This is a genomic window from Variovorax sp. OK605, assembly GCF_900115445.1.
GTDB lineage: Bacteria > Pseudomonadota > Gammaproteobacteria > Burkholderiales > Burkholderiaceae_C > Variovorax.
This window is the reverse complement of sequence record NZ_FOWL01000017.1, coordinates 138,424-163,086: the sequence shown is the minus strand read 5'-3', so window position 1 is coordinate 163,086 and position 24,663 is coordinate 138,424. Positions and strand designations below refer to the sequence as shown.

20 protein-coding genes are annotated in these 24,663 nt (G+C 70.7%); 9 read left to right on the top strand and 11 right to left on the bottom strand.

The window, feature by feature from the left end:
- Window positions 1-6: 6 nt before the first annotated feature.
- Window positions 7-1,242, bottom strand: coding sequence for a TraB/GumN family protein (locus tag BM013_RS32595; RefSeq protein WP_256221809.1), 1,236 nt, complete (start codon window positions 1,240-1,242; stop codon window positions 7-9).
- Between the two features lie 121 nt (window positions 1,243-1,363).
- Here BM013_RS32595 and BM013_RS32590 point away from each other — a divergent pair, with 121 nt between their 5' ends.
- Window positions 1,364-1,777, top strand: coding sequence for a VOC family protein (locus BM013_RS32590; protein WP_093132857.1), 414 nt, complete (start codon window positions 1,364-1,366; stop codon window positions 1,775-1,777).
- Complete coding sequence (locus tag BM013_RS32585) at window positions 1,774-2,994, top strand: toxin-antitoxin system YwqK family antitoxin (RefSeq protein ID WP_371281368.1); 1,221 nt, start codon at window positions 1,774-1,776, stop codon at window positions 2,992-2,994. Before BM013_RS32590 ends, BM013_RS32585 begins: the two co-directional genes overlap by 4 nt.
- Window positions 2,995-3,066: 72 nt before the next feature.
- On the opposite strand, the gene BM013_RS32580 is transcribed toward BM013_RS32585, so the two are convergent.
- From BM013_RS32580 to BM013_RS32570, 3 genes are read right to left on the bottom strand one after another with little or no spacing between them, the layout of a single operon-like run.
- A complete protein-coding gene (locus tag BM013_RS32580; RefSeq protein WP_093132855.1) occupies window positions 3,067-4,041 on the bottom strand; it encodes a Bug family tripartite tricarboxylate transporter substrate binding protein in 975 nt (324 codons plus the stop codon).
- Window positions 4,042-4,080: 39 nt separating this feature from the next.
- On the bottom strand, window positions 4,081-4,317 hold the full coding sequence (locus BM013_RS32575; protein WP_093132853.1) for a hypothetical protein: 237 nt from the start codon (window positions 4,315-4,317) through the stop codon (window positions 4,081-4,083).
- Window positions 4,314-6,083, bottom strand: coding sequence for an FAD-dependent monooxygenase (locus BM013_RS32570; protein WP_093132851.1), 1,770 nt, complete (start codon window positions 6,081-6,083; stop codon window positions 4,314-4,316). The genes BM013_RS32575 and BM013_RS32570 overlap by 4 nt, the downstream gene beginning before the upstream one ends.
- Window positions 6,084-6,192: 109 nt before the next feature.
- Here BM013_RS32570 and BM013_RS41985 point away from each other — a divergent pair, with 109 nt between their 5' ends.
- On the top strand, window positions 6,193-7,029 hold the full coding sequence (locus tag BM013_RS41985; protein ID WP_256221808.1) for a helix-turn-helix transcriptional regulator: 837 nt from the start codon (window positions 6,193-6,195) through the stop codon (window positions 7,027-7,029).
- On the opposite strand, the gene BM013_RS32560 is transcribed toward BM013_RS41985, so the two are convergent.
- Window positions 7,002-8,099 (bottom strand): fumarylacetoacetate hydrolase family protein, encoded by a 1,098-nt coding sequence (locus tag BM013_RS32560; protein ID WP_093132849.1) that lies wholly within the window; start codon window positions 8,097-8,099, stop codon window positions 7,002-7,004. The genes BM013_RS41985 and BM013_RS32560 overlap by 28 nt on opposite strands.
- A 149-nt stretch (window positions 8,100-8,248) precedes the next feature.
- Between BM013_RS32560 and BM013_RS32555 the strand changes: the two genes are divergently transcribed.
- Both BM013_RS32555 and BM013_RS32550 read left to right on the top strand, forming a co-directional pair.
- Window positions 8,249-9,442, top strand: coding sequence for a DUF3108 domain-containing protein (locus tag BM013_RS32555; protein ID WP_093132847.1), 1,194 nt, complete (start codon window positions 8,249-8,251; stop codon window positions 9,440-9,442).
- Window positions 9,443-9,545: 103 nt separating this feature from the next.
- Window positions 9,546-9,857, top strand: a complete 312-nt coding sequence (locus tag BM013_RS32550) for a BTH_I0359 family protein (RefSeq protein ID WP_093132846.1) — start codon at window positions 9,546-9,548, stop codon at window positions 9,855-9,857.
- 93 nt (window positions 9,858-9,950) lie between these two features.
- On the opposite strand, the gene BM013_RS32545 is transcribed toward BM013_RS32550, so the two are convergent.
- Complete coding sequence (locus BM013_RS32545) at window positions 9,951-11,006, bottom strand: AbrB family transcriptional regulator (protein ID WP_093132844.1); 1,056 nt, start codon at window positions 11,004-11,006, stop codon at window positions 9,951-9,953.
- 72 nt (window positions 11,007-11,078) lie between these two features.
- On the opposite strand from BM013_RS32545, the gene BM013_RS32540 reads away from it, so the two are divergent.
- The gene (locus BM013_RS32540) at window positions 11,079-11,936 is read left to right on the top strand and encodes a ChaN family lipoprotein (protein ID WP_093132842.1); all 858 of its coding nucleotides are present in this window, start codon (window positions 11,079-11,081) and stop codon (window positions 11,934-11,936) included.
- A 105-nt stretch (window positions 11,937-12,041) separates the two neighbouring features.
- Here the strand turns inward: BM013_RS32540 and BM013_RS32535 are convergent, their stop codons facing one another.
- The 4 genes from BM013_RS32535 to BM013_RS32520 all read right to left on the bottom strand — a co-directional run bounded on the left by BM013_RS32535 (window position 12,042) and on the right by BM013_RS32520 (window position 21,029).
- On the bottom strand, window positions 12,042-17,363 hold the full coding sequence (locus BM013_RS32535; protein ID WP_093132840.1) for a beta strand repeat-containing protein: 5,322 nt from the start codon (window positions 17,361-17,363) through the stop codon (window positions 12,042-12,044).
- 135 nt (window positions 17,364-17,498) lie between these two features.
- Window positions 17,499-18,893, bottom strand: coding sequence for a CsgG/HfaB family protein (locus tag BM013_RS32530; RefSeq protein WP_256221807.1), 1,395 nt, complete (start codon window positions 18,891-18,893; stop codon window positions 17,499-17,501).
- 14 nt (window positions 18,894-18,907) lie between these two features.
- Entirely contained in the window at window positions 18,908-19,420 is a 513-nt protein-coding gene (locus BM013_RS32525) for a hypothetical protein (protein ID WP_093132836.1), read from the bottom strand.
- A 274-nt stretch (window positions 19,421-19,694) separates the two neighbouring features.
- Window positions 19,695-21,029 (bottom strand): omega-aminotransferase AptA, encoded by a 1,335-nt coding sequence (locus BM013_RS32520; protein WP_093132834.1) that lies wholly within the window; start codon window positions 21,027-21,029, stop codon window positions 19,695-19,697.
- Window positions 21,030-21,123: 94 nt separating this feature from the next.
- Between BM013_RS32520 and purU the strand changes: the two genes are divergently transcribed.
- The 3 genes from purU (at window position 21,124) to BM013_RS32505 (ending at window position 24,129) form a co-directional block, all read left to right on the top strand.
- Complete coding sequence (purU, locus tag BM013_RS32515) at window positions 21,124-21,972, top strand: formyltetrahydrofolate deformylase (RefSeq protein ID WP_093132898.1); 849 nt, start codon at window positions 21,124-21,126, stop codon at window positions 21,970-21,972.
- 71 nt (window positions 21,973-22,043) lie between these two features.
- On the top strand, window positions 22,044-22,790 hold the full coding sequence (locus tag BM013_RS32510) for a DUF2846 domain-containing protein (RefSeq protein WP_093132832.1): 747 nt from the start codon (window positions 22,044-22,046) through the stop codon (window positions 22,788-22,790).
- Between the two features lie 13 nt (window positions 22,791-22,803).
- On the top strand, window positions 22,804-24,129 hold the full coding sequence (locus BM013_RS32505; protein ID WP_093132830.1) for a S1 family peptidase: 1,326 nt from the start codon (window positions 22,804-22,806) through the stop codon (window positions 24,127-24,129).
- Window positions 24,130-24,188: 59 nt separating this feature from the next.
- Here the strand turns inward: BM013_RS32505 and BM013_RS32500 are convergent, their stop codons facing one another.
- A complete protein-coding gene (locus tag BM013_RS32500; RefSeq protein ID WP_093132828.1) occupies window positions 24,189-24,563 on the bottom strand; it encodes a YXWGXW repeat-containing protein in 375 nt (124 codons plus the stop codon).
- Between the last annotated feature and the right edge of the window lie 100 nt (window positions 24,564-24,663).

Genomic DNA, 24,663 nt, shown 5'->3' with positions numbered 1-24,663 from the left:
TCGCGATTATCTGCGCACTTTGCCCTTGGCGGCAGGGGCGGCGGCCTTGGAGGCGGCCTTGGGCGCGCCTTTGGTGGCTGCCTTGGCGGGTGCCTTGGCGGCGGCCTTGCCACCCTTGGCAGCCGGCGCAGCCTTGGCCGATTTGCCGCCCTTGGCGGCGGCCGCCGGTGCGCCCTTCTGGCCGTGCTGGCCCTTCACGGCCTTGCCGCCGCGCGCCGTGGCCCTGGGCGCCGCCGAAGGCGCGGGCATGGGCGCAATGGGCGCCGCGGTCTGCGCCTGCGCGTCGACCAGCACCGGCGTCACGGTGAAGCCGCGCGCGGCCATCAGCGTCGGCAGGCCCTGCGGGCCGATCATGTGCAGCGCGCCGACCGCCGCGAACACGCCCTTGCCGCTGGCGTGCAGGCGCTCGATGCCGTCGGCCAGGTTCGGGTTGCGGTCGTCCAGCAGGCGCTTCATCAGGCGCTGCTCGGCGGGCGTCTTCACGCAGTCGCACCAGTCGGCATAGCGCGCCAGCCGGGCCGCGTCGCTGCGCGCCCAGACGTCGGCCAGCTCCTTGATCTGCCCGCGCAGCTTGCCCGACTCCAGCTCGTCGAGCGCGGCGTCGACCTGCTCGGCTTCTTCGGCTTCGGAGCCGCCGGTGAGCACCTTGAGCTGCTCGGCGGCGCTTTCGAGCGCCACGATCGGCTTGTTGCTGTTGCGCGCCGAGACGGCCAGCGATTCGTCGACGCCGAACTCGGGGTAAAGCCCGTCGGCGCGCGCCACCAGGCCGGACAGCGCCGTCACCTGAAGAATGGGCTGCATCCGCGACAGGCTGCCCGGCGGCACGCAGGCCTCGGAGGCCTGGCGCTCCAGCCGGCGCGCGCGCTCGCCGCTCAGCAGGCGGGCCAGCAGCTCGGGGTCGGCCGGGCGGGCCAGCGCCTGGGCGGTGGCGTCGTCGCGCGAGTCGAGCTCCAGCGCGAGCGTGTCGCTCTGGGTCAGCGCCTTCTGCACGGTCGGGCCGGGCCGCACCCAGTCGCCGCGGCCCACGTGCAGCGTGCCGTAGAGCCACGAGGTGCGCCCGCCGCGCTCGATGCGCCAGAGCACGCCGCGGTCCACGCCGTTGCGCAGCGCCGTGCCCGGCTTCTCGAGACTGGCGATGGCCGACGGGGGGCAGGCGGCGTGGGCGGCGAGAGGGGCCGCGAAAGTGAACACGCAGCACGTGCCCGCCAGGAGCTGGCGCGGCATGCGTTGCACGAGGCGCATCGGCGTCGAAAAATCGATGTCGCGCATCTTTGCGACGAGGATCCGGAGTATCCGCAAGGCTTGCTCCACGATGAAAGAAAGTCCGGCATTCTCACAGCACCGCTGCCCATAATCCGAAACCATGCAGAGCATCTTTCACCTTGCCTTTCACGTTCGTGACCTCGACGGCGCCCGCCGTTTCTACGGCGACGTCCTCGGTTGCGCCGAGGGCCGCAGCACCGACACCTGGGTCGATTTCGATTTCTTCGGCCACCAGGTTTCGCTTCACCTGGGCGAACCCTTCGCCACCACCCGCACCGGCCGCGTCGGCGACGCGATGGTGCCCATGCCGCACTTCGGCCTGGCGCTCGCCCTGCCCGACTGGCAGGCGCTGGCCGCGCGCCTGGAGGCCGCCGGCACCGAGTTCGTGCTGAAGCCGCAGGTGCGCTTCGAGGGCCAGCCGGGCGAGCAATGGACGATGTTCTTCTGCGACCCGTTCGGCAATCCGATCGAGGTCAAGGGTTTCCGTTCCCTCGACTCGCTTTACGACAAGTGATCCCGCGCCGCGCCGCCCCCTGCAGACCCGCCGCGCCCACGGGCAAGCCGGGGCGATGGCTGCGGCTCGGGCTTGCGGCGCTGGTCCCGCTGTTCGGCGCGGCCGCCGCGCATGCGCAGCAGGACTGCGACCTCAATGGCCGCAGCGTGAACCCCTCCAACGGCGCCAGCACCGACGGCAAGACCGGCCTCATGCGCTGCAAGGACCGCGCAAGCGGCGAGCTGCAGCGCGAGGAGCAGCTGCAGAACGGCGTGTACATGGGCCTGGTGCGCATCTACGAGAAGGGCAAGCTCGCCAAGGAGCACAGCGTCAACGCCAAGGGCAACATCCAGGGCCGCGCGCGCGAATTCTCGCCGGCCGGCCGGGTGCTGCGCGAGGCCACCTACGACGACGGCCAGGAGCGCGGCCTGGTGCGCAGCTTCTACCCCGACGGCAAGCTGCGCCGGGTCGTCTTCTACCCCGACACCGGCAACGGCAGCGAGCGCGCCTCGGCCGAGTTCACCGAGCGCGGCCAGCTGTCGGCGCTGCGCTGCGCCGACGCGCCCACGCTCTCCCCGGCGGTCGACGACGCCAAGCTCTGCGGCTTCGCGGGCACCGGCGCGTCGCAGGTCGAGCTGTTCGACGCGCAGGGCAACCTGCGCTCTCGGCTCGCGTATGTGTCAGGCAAGCGCACGCGCTCGCAGAGCTTCTACGACAACGGCAAGACGGCGGTGCTCGACGAGACGGTGGGCAACCAGCGCACCGAGCAGAACTATTCGTCGGAAGGCGTGAAGCGCCGCGAAACGGCCTACCTGCTGGTGGAGCGCGCCAACGTGCGCGTGCGCGAGCAGGCGTTCTCGGAAAAAGGCACGCTGGTGCGCGACCAGCGCTGGAACAGCGCGGGCGAGCCGATCGTCGACGACAGCTACTACCTCAACGGCCAGCCGAGCAGCAAGTCGGCCTACGGCAACAGCGGGGACATGCGCACGGTCGAGATCACCGAGTTCTACGACAGCGGCGAGCGCGCGGCGCAGGGCCGCTACCAGGTGGTGGGCCGCAGCCGGCAGATTCCCGTGGGCACCCACCAGCGCTTCAGCGAGAAGGGCAAGCTGCTGGCCGAATCGACCTTCGACGCCAAGGGCCGCATCACGCGCGAACGCGTGTGGGACGAGAACGGCGAGCTGCAGCGCGACGACGAGGTCTTCGAGGACGGCTCGCGCAAGGCGTTCGCTCAATAGCAGCCGACAGGCCGCACAAGGCGAACGCCCGCTGCGGGCGTCAGGGCGTCAGGGCGTCAGGGCGTCAGGGCGTCAGTCCAGCTTGATGCCGGCCTGCTTGATGATCGGACCCCAGCGGTTCGACTCCGCGCGCGACAGCGCCGCGAACTGCGCCGGCGTGCCGGGCATCGCTTCCATGCCGAAATCTTCGAAGCGCTTCTGCACGGCGGGCGTGCCGAAGGCCTTGTTCAGGTCGCCGTTGAGCTTGTTCACCACCGCGGCGGACAAGCCGGCCGGGCCCAGGATGCCCTGGAACGCGAACACCTCGGTGTTGGGCACGCCCACTTCGGCCAGCGTCGGCACGTTGGGCAGCAGCTTGCTGCGCGCGCCCGAGCCGATGGCCAGCACGCGCACCTTGTTGGCCTGCATGATCGACAGGCCCGAGGCCAGGTCCAGGAACATGCAGGGCACCTGCCCGCCCATCACGTCGGCCATGGCCGGTGCCGCGCCGCGGTACGGAATGTGGGTGATGAAGGTGCCGGTGCGCACCTTGAACATTTCCATCGCCAGGTGGTGCGGCGAGCCGTTGCCGGGCGAGGCGTAGTTGACCTTGCCGGGGTTGGCCTTCACGTAGGCCAGGAACTCCTTGAAGGTCTTGGCCGGGAAGTCCGGGTGCACCACCAGCGCCAGCGGGAACTTGCCGATCGCGCCGATGTAGGTGAAGTCTTTCTCGGGGTTGAACGGCAGCTTGCTGAACAGGTGCTCGTTGAAGGCCAGCACGGCGTTGTCGGCCGACAGCACGGTGTAGCCGTCGGGCTTGCTCTTGGCGACCAGGTCGGCGCCGATGTTGGTCGAGGCGCCGGGGCGGTTGTCCACCACGATCTGCTGGCCCAGCGTCTGGCGCATCGATTCGGCCAGCACGCGCGCGATCACGTCGGTGCCGCCGCCCGCCGGGTAGGGCACGACCCACTTGATGAGCTGCGCGGGATATTCCTGCGCATGGGCGAAGGGCGAGGCGGCCACGGCGGCGCCGGAGGCGAGCGTGGCGAGAAGGGTGCGGCGATCCATGGATCAGTCTCCAGTTGCTTTGTTGATTGAGAGGCTTGCTTACGAAGCGGACAGCGATGGTACGGGCAACGCGTGCAGTGCGTCGGCCAGCGCGGCGCGGCAGCGCGCCTCGTCGCCGACCTGCTCGAACAGCAGCAGCGCGAGCCGCGCGAGGAACAGCGATTCGCGCTCGGCGCCCGCTTCGGTGATGGCGCGCGCGCACTCGGCGTAGAGGCGGTCGCGGGCATCGGGGTGCAGGGGGTGAACGGGAGAGAGGGGCTGGGTCGTCGTGGTCATGCGGACATCTCCTGGACTTGCCGGACCGCGGCGCGGGCCAGCGCGGGTTGCAGCGCGCCCGCGGGCAACCGGTGCCAGCGCGCGGCCACGTGGCCGTCGGGGCGCAGCAGGTACACCGCGCCGTCCTGTGCGCCGAGCGCGTCGAACACGGCGGGCGATGCATGCGCGTCGGCGCCTTCGGTGCCCAAGCTTGCGATGCGGCGCACCACGAAAGGCAGCGCGCCTTGCAGTGCCTGCGCAACGTCGGCCGCCGGCAGCACGGCCAGGTCGGGCCGCAGCACCAGCAGCGTGAAGCTCGGGGCGATCCAGTCGCTGAGGTGGCCTTGCGCGAGCGGCTGCTCGGGCATGACCTCGCCCGGCAGCGGGCCGGCGGGCAGGTCGTTGCCCTCGCCTTCGCCTTCGCTCGAGAGCGGCGAGCCGGCATAGCGCACGGCCTGCGTCTGGCGCGGGTTGATCAGCTGCGCGATGCCGCGGTGCTTTTCCGACAGCGACAGCGCTGCCTCGCGCAGCAGGTCGAAGCCGCGCGACGGCGGCGACATGAACTCGGTGCTGCGCATCGCGTTCTCGGCGTTCACGTGGAAGGCCGCGATGCGCTCCTGCGAGTACGAGTCGAGCAGGGCCGCGTCCGACAGGCCCTTGGCCGCGAACGCCAGCTTCCACGCGAGGTTGTCGGCGTCGTCGAAGCCCGAGTTGAGCCCGCGCACGCCGAAGATCGGCATCGCATGCGCCGCGTTGCCCGCGAACACGATGCGGCCGTGGCGGTAGCTGTCGAGCGTCATCGCGCCCGCGCGGTAGACCGAGGTCCACACCGTCTTCCACGGCAGGTGGCCTTCGCCGATGGCGTCGAGGTGGCGCTGCACGAACTCGGCCACGGCCGGCGGCTGCAGCGCCTCCTCGGTGCTCTGGCCGGGGCGCAGCTGGTAGTCGATGCGCCAGATGTCGTCGGGCTGGCGGTGCATCAGCACGGTCGAGCCCGGGTTCCACGGCGGGTCGAACCACGCGCGGCGCTCGGTCGGGTGGCCGCTGTGCAGCTCGATGTCGATGATCACGTAGCGGCCTTCGTAGCCCGTGCCTTCCAGCGCGAGACCCAGCGCCTTGCGCACGAAGCTCTGGCCGCCGTCGCAGGCCGCGAGCCACTGGCCGTGCAGCCGGTAGGCGCCTTCGGCGTTGCGCACGTCGAGCGTCACGCCCTCGTCGTCCTGCGCGAGCGCCGTGAGCTCGGTGCCCCAGCGGATGTCGATGAGGCCCGGCGTCTGCTCGTTGCGGCGGAAGATTTCCTCCAGCAGGTAGTGCTCGGCGTAGTACTGCTCGAGGTTGATCATGGGCGGCAGCTTCTGCTGCGCGTCGGTCGGCATCTCGAAGCGGAACACCTCGGCCGTCTTGTAGAAGCTGCGGCCCACGCTCCACGGCAGGCCCTTGGCCATGAAGTTCTTCAGCACGCCCAGGCGCTCCATGATCTCCAGGCTGCGCCGCGAGATGCAGGCCGCGCGGCTGCCCGCGCACACCGTGTCGTCGGCTTCGAGGATCACGCAGCGCACGCCGTGGTTCGCAAGCCCCAGCGCCAGCGCCATGCCGACCGGCCCGCCACCGGCGATCACCACCGGATGGCGACCGGGTTCGACATCACCCTCCAGCGGCGGCGTCCAGGGCTTGTAGCGCGTGTAGTGGAAGGCGCCGACGGAGGGCGGCAGTTCGGTGGCACTGGCCGGCGGCGGCACGGGGCCGCTGGCGGCATCGCCCGGGGTGGCGGCGGAAGGGTTCGTCATGCGACGGGATTGTCCCGATGCGCGGGCCGCCGCAATGTCATAACTTCGTACGAGGTATTTACCCCTAGCCCGAATTTCCCGCTTTGCCTTTTCCTCAGTTCCGACCCGCATGAGACGCTGGCGCATCCACCCCACCGACACCCCGCTGGCCGCCGCCGTGGTCGGCGACGCGCTGTCCGGCGTGGGCACGGCGCACCTGGCCAACAGCTACCTGAAGGCGATGCAGCGCGTGATGCCCGTCACCTTCTGCACCGTGTTCTCGGTGAGCGCCACCGGGCGCATCGAGACGGTGTCGGCCGCCAGCAGCTACGGCAGCACGGCCGAGCGCACGTCGGAGCGCTACGTGGCGCAGCGCTTCGACCTGCTCGACCCCAACATGGCATGGCTCGCGGCGCGCAAGCTACCCCAGCGCGCGCAGCTGTGGCTGGGCCACCAGCGCGCCGACGAGGTGGCCGACCCCGCGTACCGCGCGGTCTGCTACGGCGACGTGGGCATCCGCGAGCGTGCGTCGGTGCTGTTGCTGCTGCCCACCGGGCAGCGCGTGGCGGTGAGCTTCTACCGCAGCCTGGCGCAGCCGGAATTCGATGCGGCCGATTTCGCCCGCATCGAGGCGCACGCCACGCTGCTGGCCGACGCCACCGCGGCGCACGGGCGCAGCGTAGTGGCGGTGCGCGAGGCCGCGGAGCCGGCACTGGCCTCGCGGCTGCTCGCGCTGAGCCTGCGTGAGCGCGAGGTCATCGGCCACCTGATGGCGGGCCGCACGGCGAAAGAAGCCGCCCGCGAACTCGGCGTGGAGCTGACGACGGTGCGCACGCACCAGTACCGGGCTTTCCGGCGGCTGGGGATCCGGTCGCAGAAGGAGCTGCTGCGCGGCGCGCCTGCCCCTTCTTCCCCTTCCGCCGCTTCCGCCGCTTCGGTTCAGTCCTCGGAAGCCGCCTCTTCCTGAGCCTTCGGCGGCGCGTCGCCCTGTTGCGGCTTCACCAGCGACACCGGCGCCTCCTTCGGCCGACCGCCGACCGCCACGATCTCCTGGTCGATCGCGCCGAACAGCGAGCGCCCGTCGGCACCCTTCATCTCGATGCGGATGGTGTCGCCGAACTTCATGAACTCGGTGTACGGCTGGCCGCTCTGGATGGTCTCGATGCAGCGCTTCTCGGCAATGCACGAGTAGCCCTTGGGCCAGTCCATGTGGCCGTTCTTCTCCACGCCCTTGTTGCTCACGGTGCCGCTGCCGACGATGCTGCCGGCGCGCACATTGCGCGTCTTGGCGATGTGGGCGATGAGCTGGCCGAAGTGAAAGGTCATCTCGGGGCCGGCGTCGCACATGCCGACCTTGCGTCCGTTCCAGCTGCTGTGCAGCGCCAGGTGCACGCGGCCCTTCTGCCAGGCCTCGCCGATCTCGTCGAGCGTCACGGCCACCGGGCTGAAGGCGGTGGCGGGCTTGCTCTGGAAGAAGCCGAAGCCCTTGCCCAGCTCGGCCGGGATCAGGTTGCGCAGGCTCACGTCGTTGGCCAGCATCACCAGGCGGATGCCCTTCAGCGCCTGCTCGGGCGTGGCGCCCATGCGCACGTCGCCGGTGACGACCGCGATCTCGGCCTCGAAGTCGATGCCCATGGCCTCGCTGGGCACGACGACGTCGTCGGTCGGGCCGAGGAAGTCGTCGCTGCCGCCCTGGTACATCAGCGGGTCTTGATAAAAGCTCTCGGGCACCTCGGCGTTGCGCGCCTTGCGCACCAGCTCCACGTGGTTCAGGTAGGCCGAGCCGTCGGCCCACTGGTAGGCGCGCGGCAGCGGGGCCATGCACATGGCGGGGTCGAACGGGAAGGCGTGGCGCGCGCGGCCGGTGTTGAGGGCGTCGTACAGGTCCTGCAGCTGCGGGCTCATGAAGCCCCAGTCGTCCAGCACCTGCTGCAGCCGGCTCGCGATGCCGGTGGCGTAGTGGGCGAGCGTGAGGTCGCGCGAGACAACGACGAGCTGGCCGTCGCGGGAGCCGTCCTTCAGGGTGGCGAGTTTCATGGTGCGGTGCGTGCGTACGTGCGTGAGGACGAAGGACACGGCGCACGCACGAGGCCGGGCGCCGCTCCCACTTAAACTGGTTGAACGGGCGGCAGTGTACCGAGGTGGTCTTGGTGAACCTCCGTGCCGGCGCCCCACTCCACACACTGATGTCGACGTCCGTCGCCCCGTCCTCGTTGCCTTCGCTGCCCCCCGGCCTGCCCGGGCGTCCGTCGTGGCGGGCGATGGCCGGGCTCACGCTGCTGGTCGCGCTGCTGCACCTGCTGCTGCTCGGGCTGGCGCCGATGGCCATCGGGCCGGAGCCCTCGCCGCTGGCGAACAAGTTCATCACGCGCACCATCGTGATCGCGCCGCCCGCCTCCGACACCCCCCCGGCGCCGGCCGCGGCCGCACCGGCCGAGGCCAGGCCGGCACCGCCGCCCAAGCCGAGGCGCCCTCGCGCGCCGACGCCGCCCCGCCCGAAGCCGACCCCGGCCCCGGCTGCCGTGGCACCGGAACCGGACGCATCCACGCCACCGCCCACGGACGCACCCGAACCGGTAGCCCAGGCCACGCCCGACGCAGGCGCGGCGCCACCCGATGCGGCGGCGAGCGCGCCAGCGGCTGCATCGTCCCCCGCCGGAGGCACCGGAACCGGCACCGCGGCCGCCGGCGGCGAAGCCTCGGGCACCATCGCCGGCACCGAGGCACTGAGGATTCCGGGCTCGGTCACGCTCGACTTCGAAGCCACGGGCCAGATCGGGGCCTCGCCCCAGCGGGGCGTGTTCGGCGAACTGGTGTGGCTGCAGGACGGCACCCGCTACGACGGGCGGCTGACGCTCAAGGCCGTGTTCTTCACCTTGCTCAACTGGCACAGCACCGGCCGCATCGGCCCTTCAGGCCTGGAGCCGGAGCGTTACTCCGAAAGCCGCAAGTCCGAGGTGGCCTCGCATTTCGTGCGCGACCAGGGGCAGATCGTGTTCAGCAGCAACGTGCCCCCGGTGCCGCTGCTGCCCGGCGCGCAGGACCGCATGAGCGTGATGATGCAGCTCGGCGGGCTGCTGGCGGCCAGCCCGCAGCGCTACCCGGCTGGCACCCGGATCTCGGTGCAGACGGTGGGGCCGCGCGATGCCGATGTGTGGGTCTTCGTGGTCGGCGACGAGGAAAAAGTGAGCCTGCCGGCCGGCGAGTACGCCGCGCGCAAGCTCACCCGCATCCCGCGCAAGGAGTTCGACCGAAAGCTAGAACTGTGGCTGGCCCCGGCCTACGGCTACCTGCCGGTGCGCATCAAGCAGACGGAACCCAACGGGGACTTCGCTGACGCCCAATTGCGCAAACCCCTACCCGCCGGACCTGCAAACTGAGGAGAAAGTCACATCATCGGGACCAAAGGCAAAAAGTAAACCGTTAGTTTTACAAAAAGACAACCAGACTTGAAACTGGCGCGTTGATTGCTATCTAACCCCCATGAACGCCATCGACTTTCTCACAGGGCCCGCCATGAACATGCTTTATGACTCGGAGTCTTTCGTCGTCGTGCACGTGCAGCCCAATGAAGGCGACGAGCCGGCGCAGCCCAATGTGCCGGTTCTGGAACGCCACGGGTTCGAGATCGTGGACAAGCGTTCGGGCAAGGAGGTCTACCTCGACGGCTCGTGGGCCGAACTGTTCCAGCAGCAGATCGCCGCCTGGCAGCTCAACACCCCCACCCAGGAAGAAGTGGAAGACACACTCGAAGGCTATGCCGAGCTGGCCCACACGCCGGTCCTGGTGCACTGAGGCAGCCAAGCCCCTCGGCTTTTCCGGTCTTCCGGCAGCAAGAAGCGCCCCGCGGGGCGCTTTTTTCATTCAAGGGCCGCCTTCGGCAGCTTTTCAGCGGTAGATCCACCGGAACATCGGCCCCACCAGCAGCAGCACCGCCACCAGCCGGCACACCTGGAACGCCGTGACCACCGGCACGCCCAGCTGCAGCACCTTGGCGGTGATCGACATCTCGGCGATGCCGCCCGGCGAGGTGCCCAGGATCATCGTGGCCGGGTGCAGCCCCGTCGCCCAGGCCAGCAGCCACGCCACCGCGCCGCACAACACCAGCATGCCCAAGGTGCCCAGCGCCACCGAGCCCAGCCAGCGCGGCGCCGTGTGCAGGAACTCGCGGCTGAAGCGCACGCCCAGGCTCACCGCGATCACCAGCTGCGCGGCGTTCGACATCCAGCCCGGCACCGCCGACAGCGACTGCCCGGCCACGGTGAACGCCATCGCCACCAGCAGCGGCCCCATGAACCACGGGTTGGTGCGCTTCAGCGCGCGCATCGCCAGCCCGCCGATGCCGGTCGCCGCGGCCAGCAGCGCCAGCCCGCCCAGGTCGACCTCGCGCGCACCGGGCGGATTGATCTCGAGGCCGTGCAGCCCGCTCCACTGCATCGCGAACGGGATCGTCACCGTCACCACCACCAGCCGCAGGCTGTGCGCGGCGGCCACGAGGTCGGTGCGCGCGCCGGCCGATTCGGCCATCAGCGTCATCTCCGACGCGCCGCCGATGGCGCCCGAGAAGTAAGTCGTGGCTCTCATCGATCTCGGCGGCACGTGGGCCATGCGCGCCGCGTGCATCCGGTGCAGCCAGCGCCCGAAGCCCCAGCCCAGCAGCAGTGCCCAGGCAATGGCCAGCGCAATCGCCCACCACACGCCCGCCACCAGCGACACCACGTGCGGCGTGAAGTACAGGCCCAGCGCGGTGCCGATGGTCCACTGCCCCGCGTTGCGCAGCGGCGTGGCGCTGGCGGTCGGCGCCCCGGCGATCGAGGCCAGCGACACCGCGAGCAGCGGGCCGATCATCCAGGGCAGCGGCGTGTGCAGCGCCAGGCAGGCGCCCGCGGCGGCCAGCGCAAGGAGCAGCGTGGCCAGCACGCGAACGAGGAAGCGAGGAGACAAGGGCGGGCGCGTACAGGCGAAAGCGGAAAAGGACGGCACGGCGTGCGCGCAGCGACCGCATAGTATGGCGCGATGCGTCCTCCACACCGGCCCGCGCGGGCCTCCCGCCTGCTGTTCTCCCTGCTCGCAGTTGCCACCTTCGCGGGCTGCGGTGCCTTCGCGCCCGGCGCCGACGCGCCCGATGCCCCCATCGCGCGCCGCGTCGACGCGCTGCAGCCGGTGGGCGCGCTGCTGCTCGGCGAGCAGCACGACGCGCCCGAGCACCACACGATCGAGCGCGAGACGGTCGAGGCGCTGGTCGCGCGCGGCCACCTCGCCGCGCTGGCGCTCGAGATGGCCGAGGAAGGCCGCAGCACCGCGCACGTCGCGCCCACCGCCACCGAGGCGCAGGTGCAAGCCGCGCTCGACTGGAGCGACAAGGCCTGGCCCTGGGCCAGCTACGGCCCGGCGGTGATGGTGGCGGTGCGCGCCGGCGTGCCGGTGGTCGGCGCCAACCTGCCGCGCGCCCGCATGAAGGACGCGATGGCCGACGTCTCGCTCGACGCACAGCTCAACGGCGAGGCCTACGCCGCGCAGCAGGACGCCGTGCGCGACGGCCACTGCGGGATGCTCCCCGAATCGCAGATCGTGCCGATGACGCGCATCCAGGTCGGGCGCGACCGCGCGATGGCGCAGGCCATCGTCAAGGCCAGGCGGCCGGGCCAGACGGTGCTGCTGATCGCCGGCGCGGGCCACGTGATGCGCACGCTGGGCGTGCCGCAGCACCTGCCGGACGAGGTCAAGGTCGCGTCGGTGCGGCTGATGGCCGCGCCCGCGACCACCGCCACGGTGACCGGCGATTTCGACAAGACCTGGTTCACGCCGCCGCTGCCCGAGAAGGATTACTGCGCGGAGTTCAAGCGCCAGTCCAGGCCGCAACCGAAGGCCTGAACGCTCCCTCCGCGTCACGGCGCGCACAAAAAGAAAGCCGCAAGCCCGAAGGCCTGCGGCTTTCTTGTCGTCCAGCGGGTCCATGGACCCGCGGCCCCGCCTCGCTCAGCGCGCCGAGATCGTCGACACCGACGCGTTGCCCGTGGCCGATGCCGTGATCTGGTTGCCCGCCGTGCGCAGCGTGCTGCCGCCCACCGCGCCCGACACGCCCACGCCGAAGTTCACGCTCGTCACCGTGGCCGTCACCGCGCCGGTGTTGACTTGGTAGTTGGCCACCGCGGCGCTCGGCGTGCCGGTGTTCAACGCGGTCTGGGTCAGCCGGTTGGTGGCGCTGTTGCCCACCGCCTGCGCGGCCAGCGCGTTGCCCGTGACGCCGACCGTGCCGTTCGACACGCCCGCGCCCAGTGCCGTGCCGTTGAGCGCCACCTGGTAGCTGGTGCCCATGCTTTCGGCCTTCACCGCGCCGGTGTTGGTCTGGCTGTTCAGGATGGCCGCGCTCGCGCCCACGTTGAGCGCCAGCGGCGTGCCCACGAGGCTCGACGAGCCCACCGCCGCCGCGGGGCCGTAGCCTGCGCCGCCGCTCGACTCGAGCACGTTGGTCGCCGCATTGCCGCGCGCCAGTGCGGCGGTGCTGTTGCCGTCGATCGACACGCTGCCGCCGTTCAGCGGCACCGCGCCCGCCAGCGTCACGCCGGCCATGGTGCTGGCCGTGGCCGTCACCGCGGCGCTGCTGGCCTGCACGTTGGCGATGCCCGCGCTCGCACCCTGCGTGGCGCCGCTCGCCACCGACAGCGTGTTGGCCGCGCGGTTGGCCGAGGCTTCGGCGAAGGTGCTGTTGCCCGACACGGTGAGTGCGCCGTTGACCAGGCCCTGCGTGCCGGCCACGGCGCGGTCGTCGTTGTAGATCGACGTGCTGGCCGTGCTGCCGACCGTCGCGGCGGCCGTCTGGCGGTTCGACAGCACGTGGTCGCCGGCGGCGCTCACGTTGTCGGGGCCACCTGTCTCGGCCAGCGTCGCCGTGCCCGTGCTGCCCGCCGGCCGCGTGTTGACCGCGGCCACGCCGAGCGTGTTGGTCGCGTCGTTGGTCACGGCCAGCGCGGTGTTGCTGTTGCCCGAGAGGCGCACCGCCGAGTTGCTCGACGCGGCCGGCGCGAACAGCGCCAGCGTGGACGACGCCGTCACCGGTGCCGTGCCCGACTGCGACGACTGCAGCGCCGAGCGCGCCGCCACGTTCGCGCCTTCGAGCGCCACGCTGTTGAGCGCCGTGTTGGCCACGGCCTTCGCACTCTGGCTGTTGTTCGACACGCTCAGCGTCGAAGTGCCCACGCCCGACAGCGCCGCGGTGTCGATGCCCGTGCTGCCCGTTGCCGTGGCCGACACCGCGCCGGTGCCCTGCTGCACGTTGGCCAGCACCTGGTCGGCCAGCACGGCCACGGCCGACGCCGGGCCCGCCAGCGCCGTGGCCGGCAGCGCCGAGCTGCCCGCGATGGTGCCGCTCTTCACGGCGAGGCTGTTGGTCGCGGCGCTGCCGGTGGCGGCGGCGCCGGTGCTGTTGCCTTCCAGCGTGGCGCTGCTGCCGGCCAGCGCGTTGGCACCGGTCAGCGTGAGGCGGCTCACGTTGTTGGCGCTGGCGGTCACCGCGGCGTTGCTGTCCTGCGCGTTCAGCACCACGGTGTGCGCCGACTGCGACGCGCCGCCGGCCAGCGAGGCCGCGTTGGTCGCGCGGTTGGCGGCGGCCTCGGCGTAGGTCGCGTTGCCGGTGATCGCGAAGCTGCTGTTGGTCAGCCCCGCGTTGACGGGCACCGCGCGGTCTTCGTTGTAGAGCGCGGTGTCGGCCGTGGCGGTGGCCGAGGTGCCGGCCGACTGCACGTTCACCAGCACCTGGTCGCCCAGCGCGAGGCTGGCGGACGGCACCGCGCCTTGCAGCGCCACGCCCGGCAGCGGCAGGCCGCCGCCCGAGCTGCCGCCCGCCACGCTCAGCTTGTTGTCCACGTCGTTGATCACGCCGAGCGCGGTGTTGCTGTTCTTCGCGATGCTCACCGACGACCCCGTGGCCGAGGCCTGTGCAAAGGCCTGCATGAACGAACGCGACGACACCGCCGCCGTGCTGCCCTGCGCCGACAGCAGCGCAGCGCGGGCGGCAACGTCGGTGGCCGAGAGCGCGATGGCATTGCTGGCGGTGTTGGCCACCGCCTTGGCGCCCTGCGCGTTGTTCGACACGCTCAGCGTCGAGCCGGCCATGGCCGCGCCGGGCACGGTGTCCACGCCGAAGGCCGCCGCCACCCTGGAGGAAATCGGCGCCGTGCCGGTCACCAGCTGCACGTTCGACAGCGCATGGTCGGCAATGGCACCGGCCGCGCCCGCCACGCTGGCCGCGCCGCCCAGCGGCAGGCCGTTGCCAACCGCAATGGCCTCGCCCTTCACGTCGATGCGGTTGGCCGCGGCGTTGCCCGTGGCCGAGCCGCTGGCCGCATTGCCGTCGACGCTGACCTGCGAACCCTGCAGGCTCGCACCGCCCAGCACCACCCGCACGCCGTCCTTGTTCGCGAGCGACGCGCCTTCCTGCCCTGTCAGCGAGGTGACCGTTGCACTGGTGAGCTGCAGGTTCTGCACCGCCGTGGTGGTCGCCACGCCCAGGCCGTCCACGCTCACGCCGTTGACCGCGCTGTTGCTGGTGGCGCCGGCCAGGGTGGCGTTGCCGCTGGCATCGATCTTCGAATCCGCGACCGCGCCCACGACGGTGGTGAGCACTTCGGCCCCGCCGCTGCGTTGCGCCGACACCGTGCCCTGGCCCGACTGCGCGTTCTGCACGCTGAAGGCGGCGTTGGTGTTCAGCGTGTTGCCCGTGAGCGTGGCACCGCTCAGCGCGAAGCCCGCCGTGTCGATGTTGTTGGCCTTCACCGCCACCGTGTTGCCGGTGGCGCGGCTGCCGTAGGCCAGCGCCTGCGCCGTGTTGCCCGAACTCGACACCGAGCCGTCGGCCAGCGTGCCCGTGACCGTGGTGCGCACCACCGTGCCGCCGGCCGCGATGGCCGAGACGCCGGTGGCCGCGCCCGCGACCGCCTGCGTGTTGGTGACGTTGGCCACCGCCGCGTTCGCGCCGCCCACGTTGCCGAGCTTCAGCGTGAGGCCGCTGGCCGCGTCGTTGCCGTAGGTGGCGGCGACCAGGGCGTTGCGGTCGTTCACCACGCTGGCGTCGGACACGTTGCCGCCGACGGTCACCGCGAGCGTGTTGGGGCCGGTGGCCGAGGTGTTGATGTTGGCCTGCACCGACTGGTCGTTGAGGATGCCGTAGGCCGCGCGCACCGTGGGTTGGGTCGCGCCGTTGTTGTCGAACGGCAGGCCGCTCGCCACGTTGACGTTCACGCTCGACGCCGCGCCGGCCGAAGGCGTGGCCGCCAGCGCACCGCCGGTCACGCCCAGGGTGTTGGTGGCCGCGTTGCCGTAGGCAATGGCGCGCTGCAGGTTGCCGCTGAGCGTGGCCGAGCCGCCCGCGAGGTTGCCGTTCACCGTCACGCGCGCCTCGGGGTTCGACAGGCCCGCGCCGACGCCCGAGTTCGCATCGGCCATCTGCACGCTCGCAATGCCCGCGCCCGTGCCGACGGCGTTGCCGCTCAAGGTCAGCGTGTGGGTGGCGCCGTTGCCCAGCGCCACCGCTTCCTGGCGGTTGTCGCTCATCGCCAGCGTGCTGTTGGCGACGTCCGCGCCGCCGCCGTTGGCGATCAGTGCCAGCTGCGAGCCCATGTTGATGGCCGCGACGCCGCCGTCGTACAGGCCCTGCAGGTTGCTCATGGTCACGGCGCCGCCGGCGGACACGCGCCCGTCGGAACTCGTGCCGCCGGTGAGCACGGCGTTGCCGTTGCCGATGGCCACGCTGCCGGCCTGCAGCGCCAGGCTCTGCGTGACCTGGTTGCCCTGCGCGGTGGCCGCCACGGTGTTGCCGGCCACCGTGACCGCGCTGCCGCTGGTCTGGCCGGCGCCGGGCGCGGGTGCCTCGCCGGTCTGCGCGCCGATCACCGAGGGCGTGATGAACGCCGTCACCGGGGCCGAGAAGTTGGCCTGCTGGTTCGACACCGCCGCGGTGCCTGTGAACGAGGCCGCGTTCTTGCCGGTGGCGATCGCGCTCGACGCGGTGTTGCCGGTGGCGTCCGCCGTGATGCCGTTGTCCGACAGCGTGACCGCGCCGGCCTTGCTCGACTGCACGCCGGCCAGGATCAGCGCGCCGTCGGTCTGCGCGAAGGTGGCCGCGCCGATGTTGCCCTGGCTGTTGACGATGGCCAGGTCGCTGTTGACGTTGGTGGTCACGCCCACGCCGTTGTGCGTGCTGTTGTTGGCGGCCGTGGCGGCGGTGCCGGTGCCCGCCACGCTCAGGTCGCCGATCACGATGCGGTTGCCCGCCACGCCGGCCGCGCCGAGCGCCTCGTTGCCGGTGGCCGCGCTGGAGATGTCGTTGCCGCGCACCGACAGCGAACCGGTCAGCACGTTGGCACCGCCCGCGGGCGCGCCGCTCACGATGCCCATGACGACCGAGCCCGTGTTGACGGCCGAGTGCGTGGCCAGGATGCCGTTGCCGTTGGCCTGCAGGTTGGCGACCACCGCAGAGCCCGCGAAGGACGCGCTACCCTGGATCTCGGCCGTGCTGGTGGCGCTGTTGGCCTTGAGCACGGCGGAGATCGAATTGCGTTCGAGCACCGCCGCCGTGCTCAGCGTGTTGCCCGCGTTGGCCGTGAGCATCAGGTCGACCAGGCTGCCCTGCACGCGCGCCTCCGAGCCGCCGCCGGTGGCCGACTGCAGCGAGGTCACCACGATGTTGCCCTTGGCGTCGAACAGCTGCGCGCCGGCCGGGTAGGTCAGCACCGAGCTGCCCGCCTGCGGCGCGGCGCCGGTCGCGGCCGTGCCCGACACCACCGAGCTGCCGCTGTTGAGCGTGGTCGCCGCCGAGATGGTGTTGTCGGCATTCACCACGCTGCCGCTTTGCAGCACGGCCGACTCGAGCACCAGCTTGCTGTTGAGCACGCTGCTGTTGATCACGCCCGTGTTGGTCGACACGCCGAGCGTGGCCGCGTTGTTCACCGGCAGGGGCGTGGCCGGCTGGATGCCGTTGGCGAGGCTGTTGCCGGTGGCGGTGGCGCCGATCAGGTTGCCGGTGGTGCTCGCGGCCACGGGGTTCGGGTTCGACGGCGTGCCGGTGGAGGTGGTGCCCACCGTGGCGTTGGTGATGGCCGCCGCGACGTTCGCGGCATTGGCGTTGCCCGAGTTCACCGTCGGCGTGCCGGTGGCCGTGCCGTGGTAGGTGGCATCGACCAGCGTTTCCGCGGCCTGCGCCCCGGAGGCGGCGATCAACGCCGTCGCCACGGCCGTGGCGATGGTGCTGCGGCTGAACATGGGCGCGCGTGCGGCCCGGCTTTGGATCTTGCGTGCTTTCATGGCGTGACTCCTCGGGTGTTGGAAGCGGTCAGGGTCGAAAAAAAGAAGGCGGCGCGCACGGCTGCGCATGGGCACGGGCGCGCTGCGGGAGCTGGGGGAGATGAAGGGAATTGGGGGAATTGCGGGAGCGGTGGCTCAGTCGCCCTTGACGGTGCCGTCCGCGGCCGAAGGCGCGGCGCCGCCGACCACCGGGCTGCCGACGCGCAGCTTGGCGATCTCCTGCAGGCCCGGCCCGTCGCGGTGGATCGACGTGTCGGCCGCGTCGGGGCGCCAGGTGACGCTGATGGCGGCCGGTGCCACGCCGCGGTTGGCGAGCGCGGAAGTGACGGCCGCGATGCGCTGGTCGGTCAGCTCGTCGCGCTTGCGGGCGTCCCAGTTCTCGGTGTCGCGCGCCACCAGCACGATGTCGGTCGCGCCCTTCCTGGCGGCGCCGGCGATCTGGTCGATCAGCGAGAGCGAACTGCCGCCGAGCGTGGTGGCGCCGAAGTCGAACGACACCTGCGTGGCGTTGCCCGTGAGGCGCGCGCCGCCCGGGCCGCCGGCGTTGACGGCCACGCCGCCCTGCGCCACGGGCATGGCCTGCGCCGTGCCGCCCGCGGTGGCGTCGCCGGGGTTGTCGACCTTGCGCAGCTCGGCCGCGGGCGTGAGCGCAATCGGTTCGCCGGTGCCCGGGCGCATCGTCATGCAGGGCCGGTGGTCGACCTGCGTGACGGCCGCCATGAGCCGCACCACGCCTTCCTCGAGCGCGGCGCGCACGCCCATCTGCACGGGCTCCTGGCCCTTGGCGCCGATGTCCACGTCGTACAGCTTGCTGCCGAAGAAGCGGAACACGTTCAGGCCCACTTCGTAGCCATTGAACTGCTTGGTGAGGCTCACCGTGCGCACCACCATCAGCGACTTGGTGTCGACGATGCGCAGGTCCACGCTCACCGACTGGCTGAAGGTGCGCGCCTTCACGCCCACCTGGTTCACCGCGGCCTCCACGCCGCCCGAGTTGATGTTGTAGTTCAGCTCGGTGATGCCGCCGACGATGAAGTAGTCGGACTTGTTGATGGTGCCGCCGAAGTACGGCAGCCACGGCACGTTCTGTCCGCCGCCGGGGCCGCCGAGCTGGTGCGCGCGGCCGTCGCCGAGCTGGCGGCGGTCGGCGTAGGCCAGCTCGCGCTCGGCGATCACCGGGTCGAAGCGCTCGGCGATGCTCACCGCGCCGCCGAGCTTGCCCAGGGCCGAATACACCATGAGCGCGCCGCCCTGCGTGATGGCGTTGCCTTCGTTGATGCTGTACTTGCCGGTGTAGTCCTTGACGTCGCCCACGCCGATGACGATGGGCGGGCGCCGCGTGGCCGCGACGTGGTCGGCGTAGCAGGCGAGCACGGCTTCCATGGGTGTGATGTTGTCGCGCACCGAGGGGCCGAGAACGACCGGCGCTTCGCCGGGCGCGAAGCGCTGCTGCGGCGCGGCGACGCAACCGGCGAGCACGATGGAGGCAAGCGCCGTGGCGGCGAGCGTGAATCTGCGGGTGATGTGCATGGTGCGTGCCCCGTTCAATTGAGCACGCCGAAGGCGCATGCCGAGCTGCCGCCGACGCTCGCGGTCTGCGCGCCCGCGTTGCCCTGGGTCGAGTTCAGCGCCTGGGTGGCCGCGCCCTGCACCTGCGTGCTGGTGCCGCCAACCACGGCCGAACCCACCGCGCCGGCATTGGCCTGCGACGTGCCCACCGTGGCACCGCCCAGCGTGCCGACCGCCGTGCGGCTGTCGTTGCCCGAAGCGCTCGAGGTCGCCCCCGCGTTGGACGGCGAATTGGCCACCGTGCTGTTGTTGCCGTCGTTGCCGGTCGAGGTGGCCGAGACGTTGCAGTTGTACTGGCGCCCGATGGTCGTGTTGTAGACCGGGGCCGCGTAGTAGCCGCTCTTCTGCTTGCGGACCATGTCCTGGATGGCCGCCTGGTTGACCTTGTCGGCACTCGACTGGAACTGCCAGGACGTGTTCTCGCCGACGTTGTTGGCCAGTGCCATCAACGGCGCGCACGCCACCGCCAAAAGAAATACGCGTTGCATGACGATCCCTCTCTGGAAAACGCACCCGATGAATTCGTAAGTGCTAAGTTTCTGGAGGGCGATGCTATGGACCGGGTGCGCTGGCCGGTATCCCGGGAATCGGTAGAACTGCGCCGAACCAACACCGAGGCCGCGCGGCGCGCCGGCGCGCGAAAAGAGCACGCGAGAGCACGCAGGAACGCGCATGGTTGCCTGAAGACGCGCGAAAAAAAGCCGCAAGGAGCGGAGCGCTCCTTGCGGCCTGCGGGTCGATGGCGGGCGAACCCGCCGCGGCTCAGGCGTGTGCCTTGATCGAATCCGCGAGCGTGTTCACGAGCGTGTCGATGTGCGACTTCTCCACGATGTACGGCGGCGCGATCACCAGCACGTCGCCCGCGGGCCGCACCAGCGCGCCCTTGTGGAAGCAGTCCAGGAAGATGTCGTACGCGCGCTTGCCCGGCGTGCCCGCGATGGGCGCGAGCTCCACCGCCGCGGCCAGGCCGAGGCTGCGGATGCTGACGACGTTGGGCAGGCCCTTGAACGTGCTGTGGAAGGCATCGCCCAGCACCTTGCCCATTTCGCCGGCGCGCGAGAACAGGTTCTCCTGCTTGAACAGGTCGAGCGTGGCGACGGCCGCGGCGCAGGCCACGGGGTGGCCCGAGTAGGTGTAGCCGTGGAAGAACTCGACCACGTGCTCGGGCGCGTCGGTCTTCATCATCGCGTCGTAGAGCTTGTCGCGGCAGATCACGCCGCCCAACGGAATCACGCCGTTGGTCACGCACTTGGCGAAGTTCAGCATGTCGGGCACCACGCCGTAGTAGTCGGACGCGAAGTTGGTGCCCATGCGGCCGAAGCCGGTGATGACCTCGTCGAAGATCAGCAGGATGCCGTGCTTGTCGCAGATCTCGCGCAGGCGCTTCAGGTAGCCCTTGGGCGGCAGGTACCAGCCGGCCGAACCGGCCACCGGCTCGACGATGATCGCGGCCACGTTGCTCGGGTCGTGCAGCGGCAGGATGCGCGTCTCGAGCTCGACCAGCGGGTCTTCGGTCCACACCGGTTCCTCGTTGTGGATGTAGGCGTGGTTCACCGGGTCATGGATGAAGCGCATGTGGTCCACGCGCGGCAGGAAGGCCGAGCCGAAGACCTTGCGGTTGCCCGGAATGCCGCCCACCGACATGCCGCCGAAGCCCACGCCGTGGTAGCCCTTCTCGCGGCCGATGAACACGTTGCGATGGCCCTCGCCGCGCGCGCGGTGGTAGGCCAGCGCCACCTTCATCGAGGTGTCGGCGGCTTCGGAGCCCGAGTTGCAGAACAGCACCTTGTTGAGGTCGCCCGGCGCCAGCGCGGCGATGCGCTCGGCCGCCTCGAAGGCGCGGTCGTTGCTGACCTGGAAGGCGGTGGCGTAGTCGAGCGTGTCGAGCTGCTTCTTGATGGCCTCGTTGATCGGCTTGCGGTTGTGCCCCGCGCCCACGCACCACAGCGAGGAGATCCCGTCGATCACCTTCTTGCCGTCGTGCGTGGTGAACTCCATGCCGTCGGCCGCCACGAAGACGCGCGGGTCTTTCTTGAAATGGCGGTTGGGGGTGAAGGGCAACCACTGGTTGTCCATGTTGAAGTCCTGATGGGCCATGTCTCGCTCCTGAGGGTATGGGGTCGACGAAAATCGCAATTCTGGCACCCCTGCCACAATGACGCCCCTGATGACGACCACTACGCCCACGCACATCGCGCCCGCCTACATCCTGAACCTCTCCTGTCCCGACCGGACGGGCATCGTGCACGCCGTGTCGGGCTTCCTGCTCGAACGCGGCGCCAACATCGAGGAGGCGGCCCAGTACAACGACCACGGCACCGGCCTGTTCTTCATGCGCGTGCGCTTCGCCTGCGCCGAGCACAGCGAGGCCGTGCTGCGCGAGGCGCTGCAGACCTTCGCCGCCGGCTTCGGCATGAACCTGCAGCTGCACGCCGCGGCGCAGCCGATGAAGACGGTCATCCTGGTGAGCAAGGAAGGCCATTGCCTGAACGACCTGCTGTTCCGCTGGAAGAGCGGCCTGCTGGCCATCGACGTGCGCGCCATCGTCTCGAACCACCGCGACTTCTACCAGCTGGCCGCCAGCTACAACGTGCCGTTCCACCACATCCCGGTGACGGCCGCGACCAAGGCGCAGGCCGAGGCCAGGCAGCTGGAAATCATCGAGGCCGAGGGCGCCGAACTGGTGGTGCTCGCGCGCTACATGCAGATCCTGAGCAACGACCTGTGCCGCAACCTGGCCGGCCGCGCGATCAACATCCATCACTCGTTCCTGCCGAGCTTCAAGGGCGCCAAGCCCTACTACCAGGCGCACGACCGCGGCGTGAAGCTGATCGGCGCCACCGCCCACTACGTGACGGCCGACCTCGACGAGGGCCCGATCATCGAGCAGGACGTGACCCGCGCCGACCACACCGACACGGTCGAAGACCTCACGGCCCGCGGCCGCGACACCGAGAGCCAGGTGCTGGCGCGCGCGGTGAAGTGGCACAGCGAGCACCGCGTGCTGCTCAACGGGCACCGCACGGTCGTCTTCCGCTGACACCTGTCCCCTGTAGCCCTTCAACCCGCTTGTAAGCGGGTGTAGCATCCTGCGCCAAACGAGGAGGCGCGATGCGACGTTGGATGGGTGGAGTTTTGCTGGCCGTGCTCTCGGCCGGCCTGTTCGGGTGCTCGGCCAGCGGGCCCCGGTTTTCGGAAATGGCGGGCAGCATGCCGTCGCTCGGCGAGAACGAGGGGCGGATCTACTTCTACCGGAACTCGATCATGGGCGCCGCGCTGCAGCCCGAAGTGGTGGTCGACGGCCAGGTGGTCGGCAAGTCGCGGCCCAACAGCTTCTTCTACATCGACCGCCCGGCAGGCACCTACCGGGCCAGCGCCCGGACCGAGGCCGAAGCCACCATCAACGTGGTGCTGCGGCCCAAGCAGACGGCCTACGTGCTGATGAGCATCAACTTCGGCATTGCCGTCGGACGCCCCGGCTTCGAACGCGTGTCCGAGGCGGAAGGCCGCAAGGAACTGCAATCGCTGGCGTACGACGACAGCCTGCCCGCCGCCAGCAGCGTGAAGGCTGCCGCGGCACCTGATGCTCCTGGTGCTCCTGGTGCTCCTGGTGCTCCTGCCGCCCCTAAGGTCGCGGTCGCTGCCGCGGTTGCCGCCCAGCCCGCCGTGGCAGCCCAACCTCTCGCGGCGATCCCCACCCCACTGCCCGCGCCCGCGCCCGCGCCCGCACCTGCACCTGCACCTGCACCTGCGCCTGCGCCGCCGCCGCGCGTCGCGGCCACCGCTGCGTCCGAGGCCGCGCCGTTTGCCAGGACACCCCTGAACGACCTGCGGCTGCTCCTGCCGGCCAACCGCTGAGACCACACCTGCCATGAGATTCAAGTCTTCCCCGGTGCGCCCGGCGTTTGCCACGCCCGCCACCCTCGCTACCCTCGCTACCCTCGCGATCGCGCTGACGGTTGCCACCGCGTCCGCCCAGGAGGCGCGCCACGGCCCCGACCTCGCCCCCGACGCGCTCTTCGCGCGCGTGTCGTCCAGCGTCTGGGTGGTGCAGGCGAGCGACGCGCAAGGCAAGGTGCTCGCCACCGGCAGCGCGGTCGCCACCGGCCCCAACAGCGCGGTCACGAGCTGCCAGTTGCTCGCGAAAGCCAGCGCGGTGGCGGTGAAGCGCGACAACGTCAGCTACGGCGCGACGCTGGAGTTTCCCGACGCCGAGCGCGACCTCTGCCAGTTGCGCATCGCGAACTTCAACGCGCCCGCCCTCGGCATCACGCCGGCGAGCGCACTGCAGGTGGGCATGCCGCTGTACGCCGTCGGTTCGCCCAGGGGCAGGGAGCTGACATTGGGCATCGGCATGCTCTCCGGCCTGCGCCGCGGCAATGCCGGCGAGCTCGAGGCGCTGCAGCTGGCCGCCGCGCCCGAGGCGGGTCTTGGCGGCGCTGGCCTGTTCGACGCGCAGGGCCGGCTGGCCGGCCTCGTCAGCGCGGCGCCCGCGGGCTCGGCCGCGGCCAGGCTCGCGATGCCCGCGTCCTGGATCACGGAACTGCCGGCGCGCGGCCGCCTGGCGGTCGACGCGGCGAAGAAGCTGCCGCCGTCTGCGGCATCGGCATCCGCTTTCGCATCCGTGGCCTCCACCATGCCGGCGACGGCACGGCCGAGCGTCATCGAATACCAGCTGCACGACCGCATCACCAACACCTACCGCAAGGTGATCTACCGCGCCGATGCGGCGACGGACGAGCGCCTCAGCTTCAACAACGGGGGCTGGGTCGAGAAGCCGGGCGGCGAGGTGGTCAGCGTCACCTCGGCGATCGCGGGCGAGTTCGATTCGGTCATGCCGCCGGGCGGCTGGACCAAGGAGAACCTCAAGGAAGAAGCGGCCTGGCGCGCACGCTACAGCTCCACGCTGGGCGGCTCACGCGCGAACATGGACTTGAACGCCACCGTGATGGAAGACACCGCGCTGACCATCGGCGGCAAGGAGTTCAAGGTCGTGCGCATCGAGTACAGGGGCTATACGCAGCGCTTCCCGGACGCGGGCGCCGTGTTCGGCAACCAGTACGGCCGGTACCGCGCCAACGTCTGGTACTCGACTGAGCTTGGCCGCGTCGTGCGCTTCGAGGCGCAGACACGGGGCGGCGCGGGTGCCGCCGCGTTCCAGCTCAACGAAGCCCTCGAACTGGTCAGCATCCGCTGAAGCTCGAGGGCCGGGATTCGCAGACCGGGGGCCGCCGCGCACGACGGCCCCGGCACCCGTCAGTTGCGATTCGGGTTGTTCGGACGGCGGTCGTAGCGGTTCGGCACGCCGTCGCCGTCGCGGTCCCAGCGGCCTGCGCTGTATTGCCAGCGGCCGCCGTCCTGGCGCCATTCCGGCGCACGGTAGGCGTAGCCCGGGCGGGCACGCACATACACACCGCGGACCCACACGTGGCGGCCGCCGCGCCATTCATAGTGCCCCGGCGCCCAGGCGTAGCCGCGGCGCGGCGGCGGCACGCGTTCGAAGCGCGGCGGAGGCGGCGCCACCTGCACGGTGACCACGGGTTGTGCCTGCGCGGCGGTGGGAACGGTCAATGCACCCACCGACAGAAGCGAAGCCGCGCCGATGGAAAGAGCCAATGCGATTGTTTTCATGAAGGACTCCTCATGAGTTGTTGGAGAAGCCTTCATGCTGCCCACGCCATGTGAACCGCCTGTAAGCCGTACGCGAAGTCTTGTGTAAAGCTGTGACGCG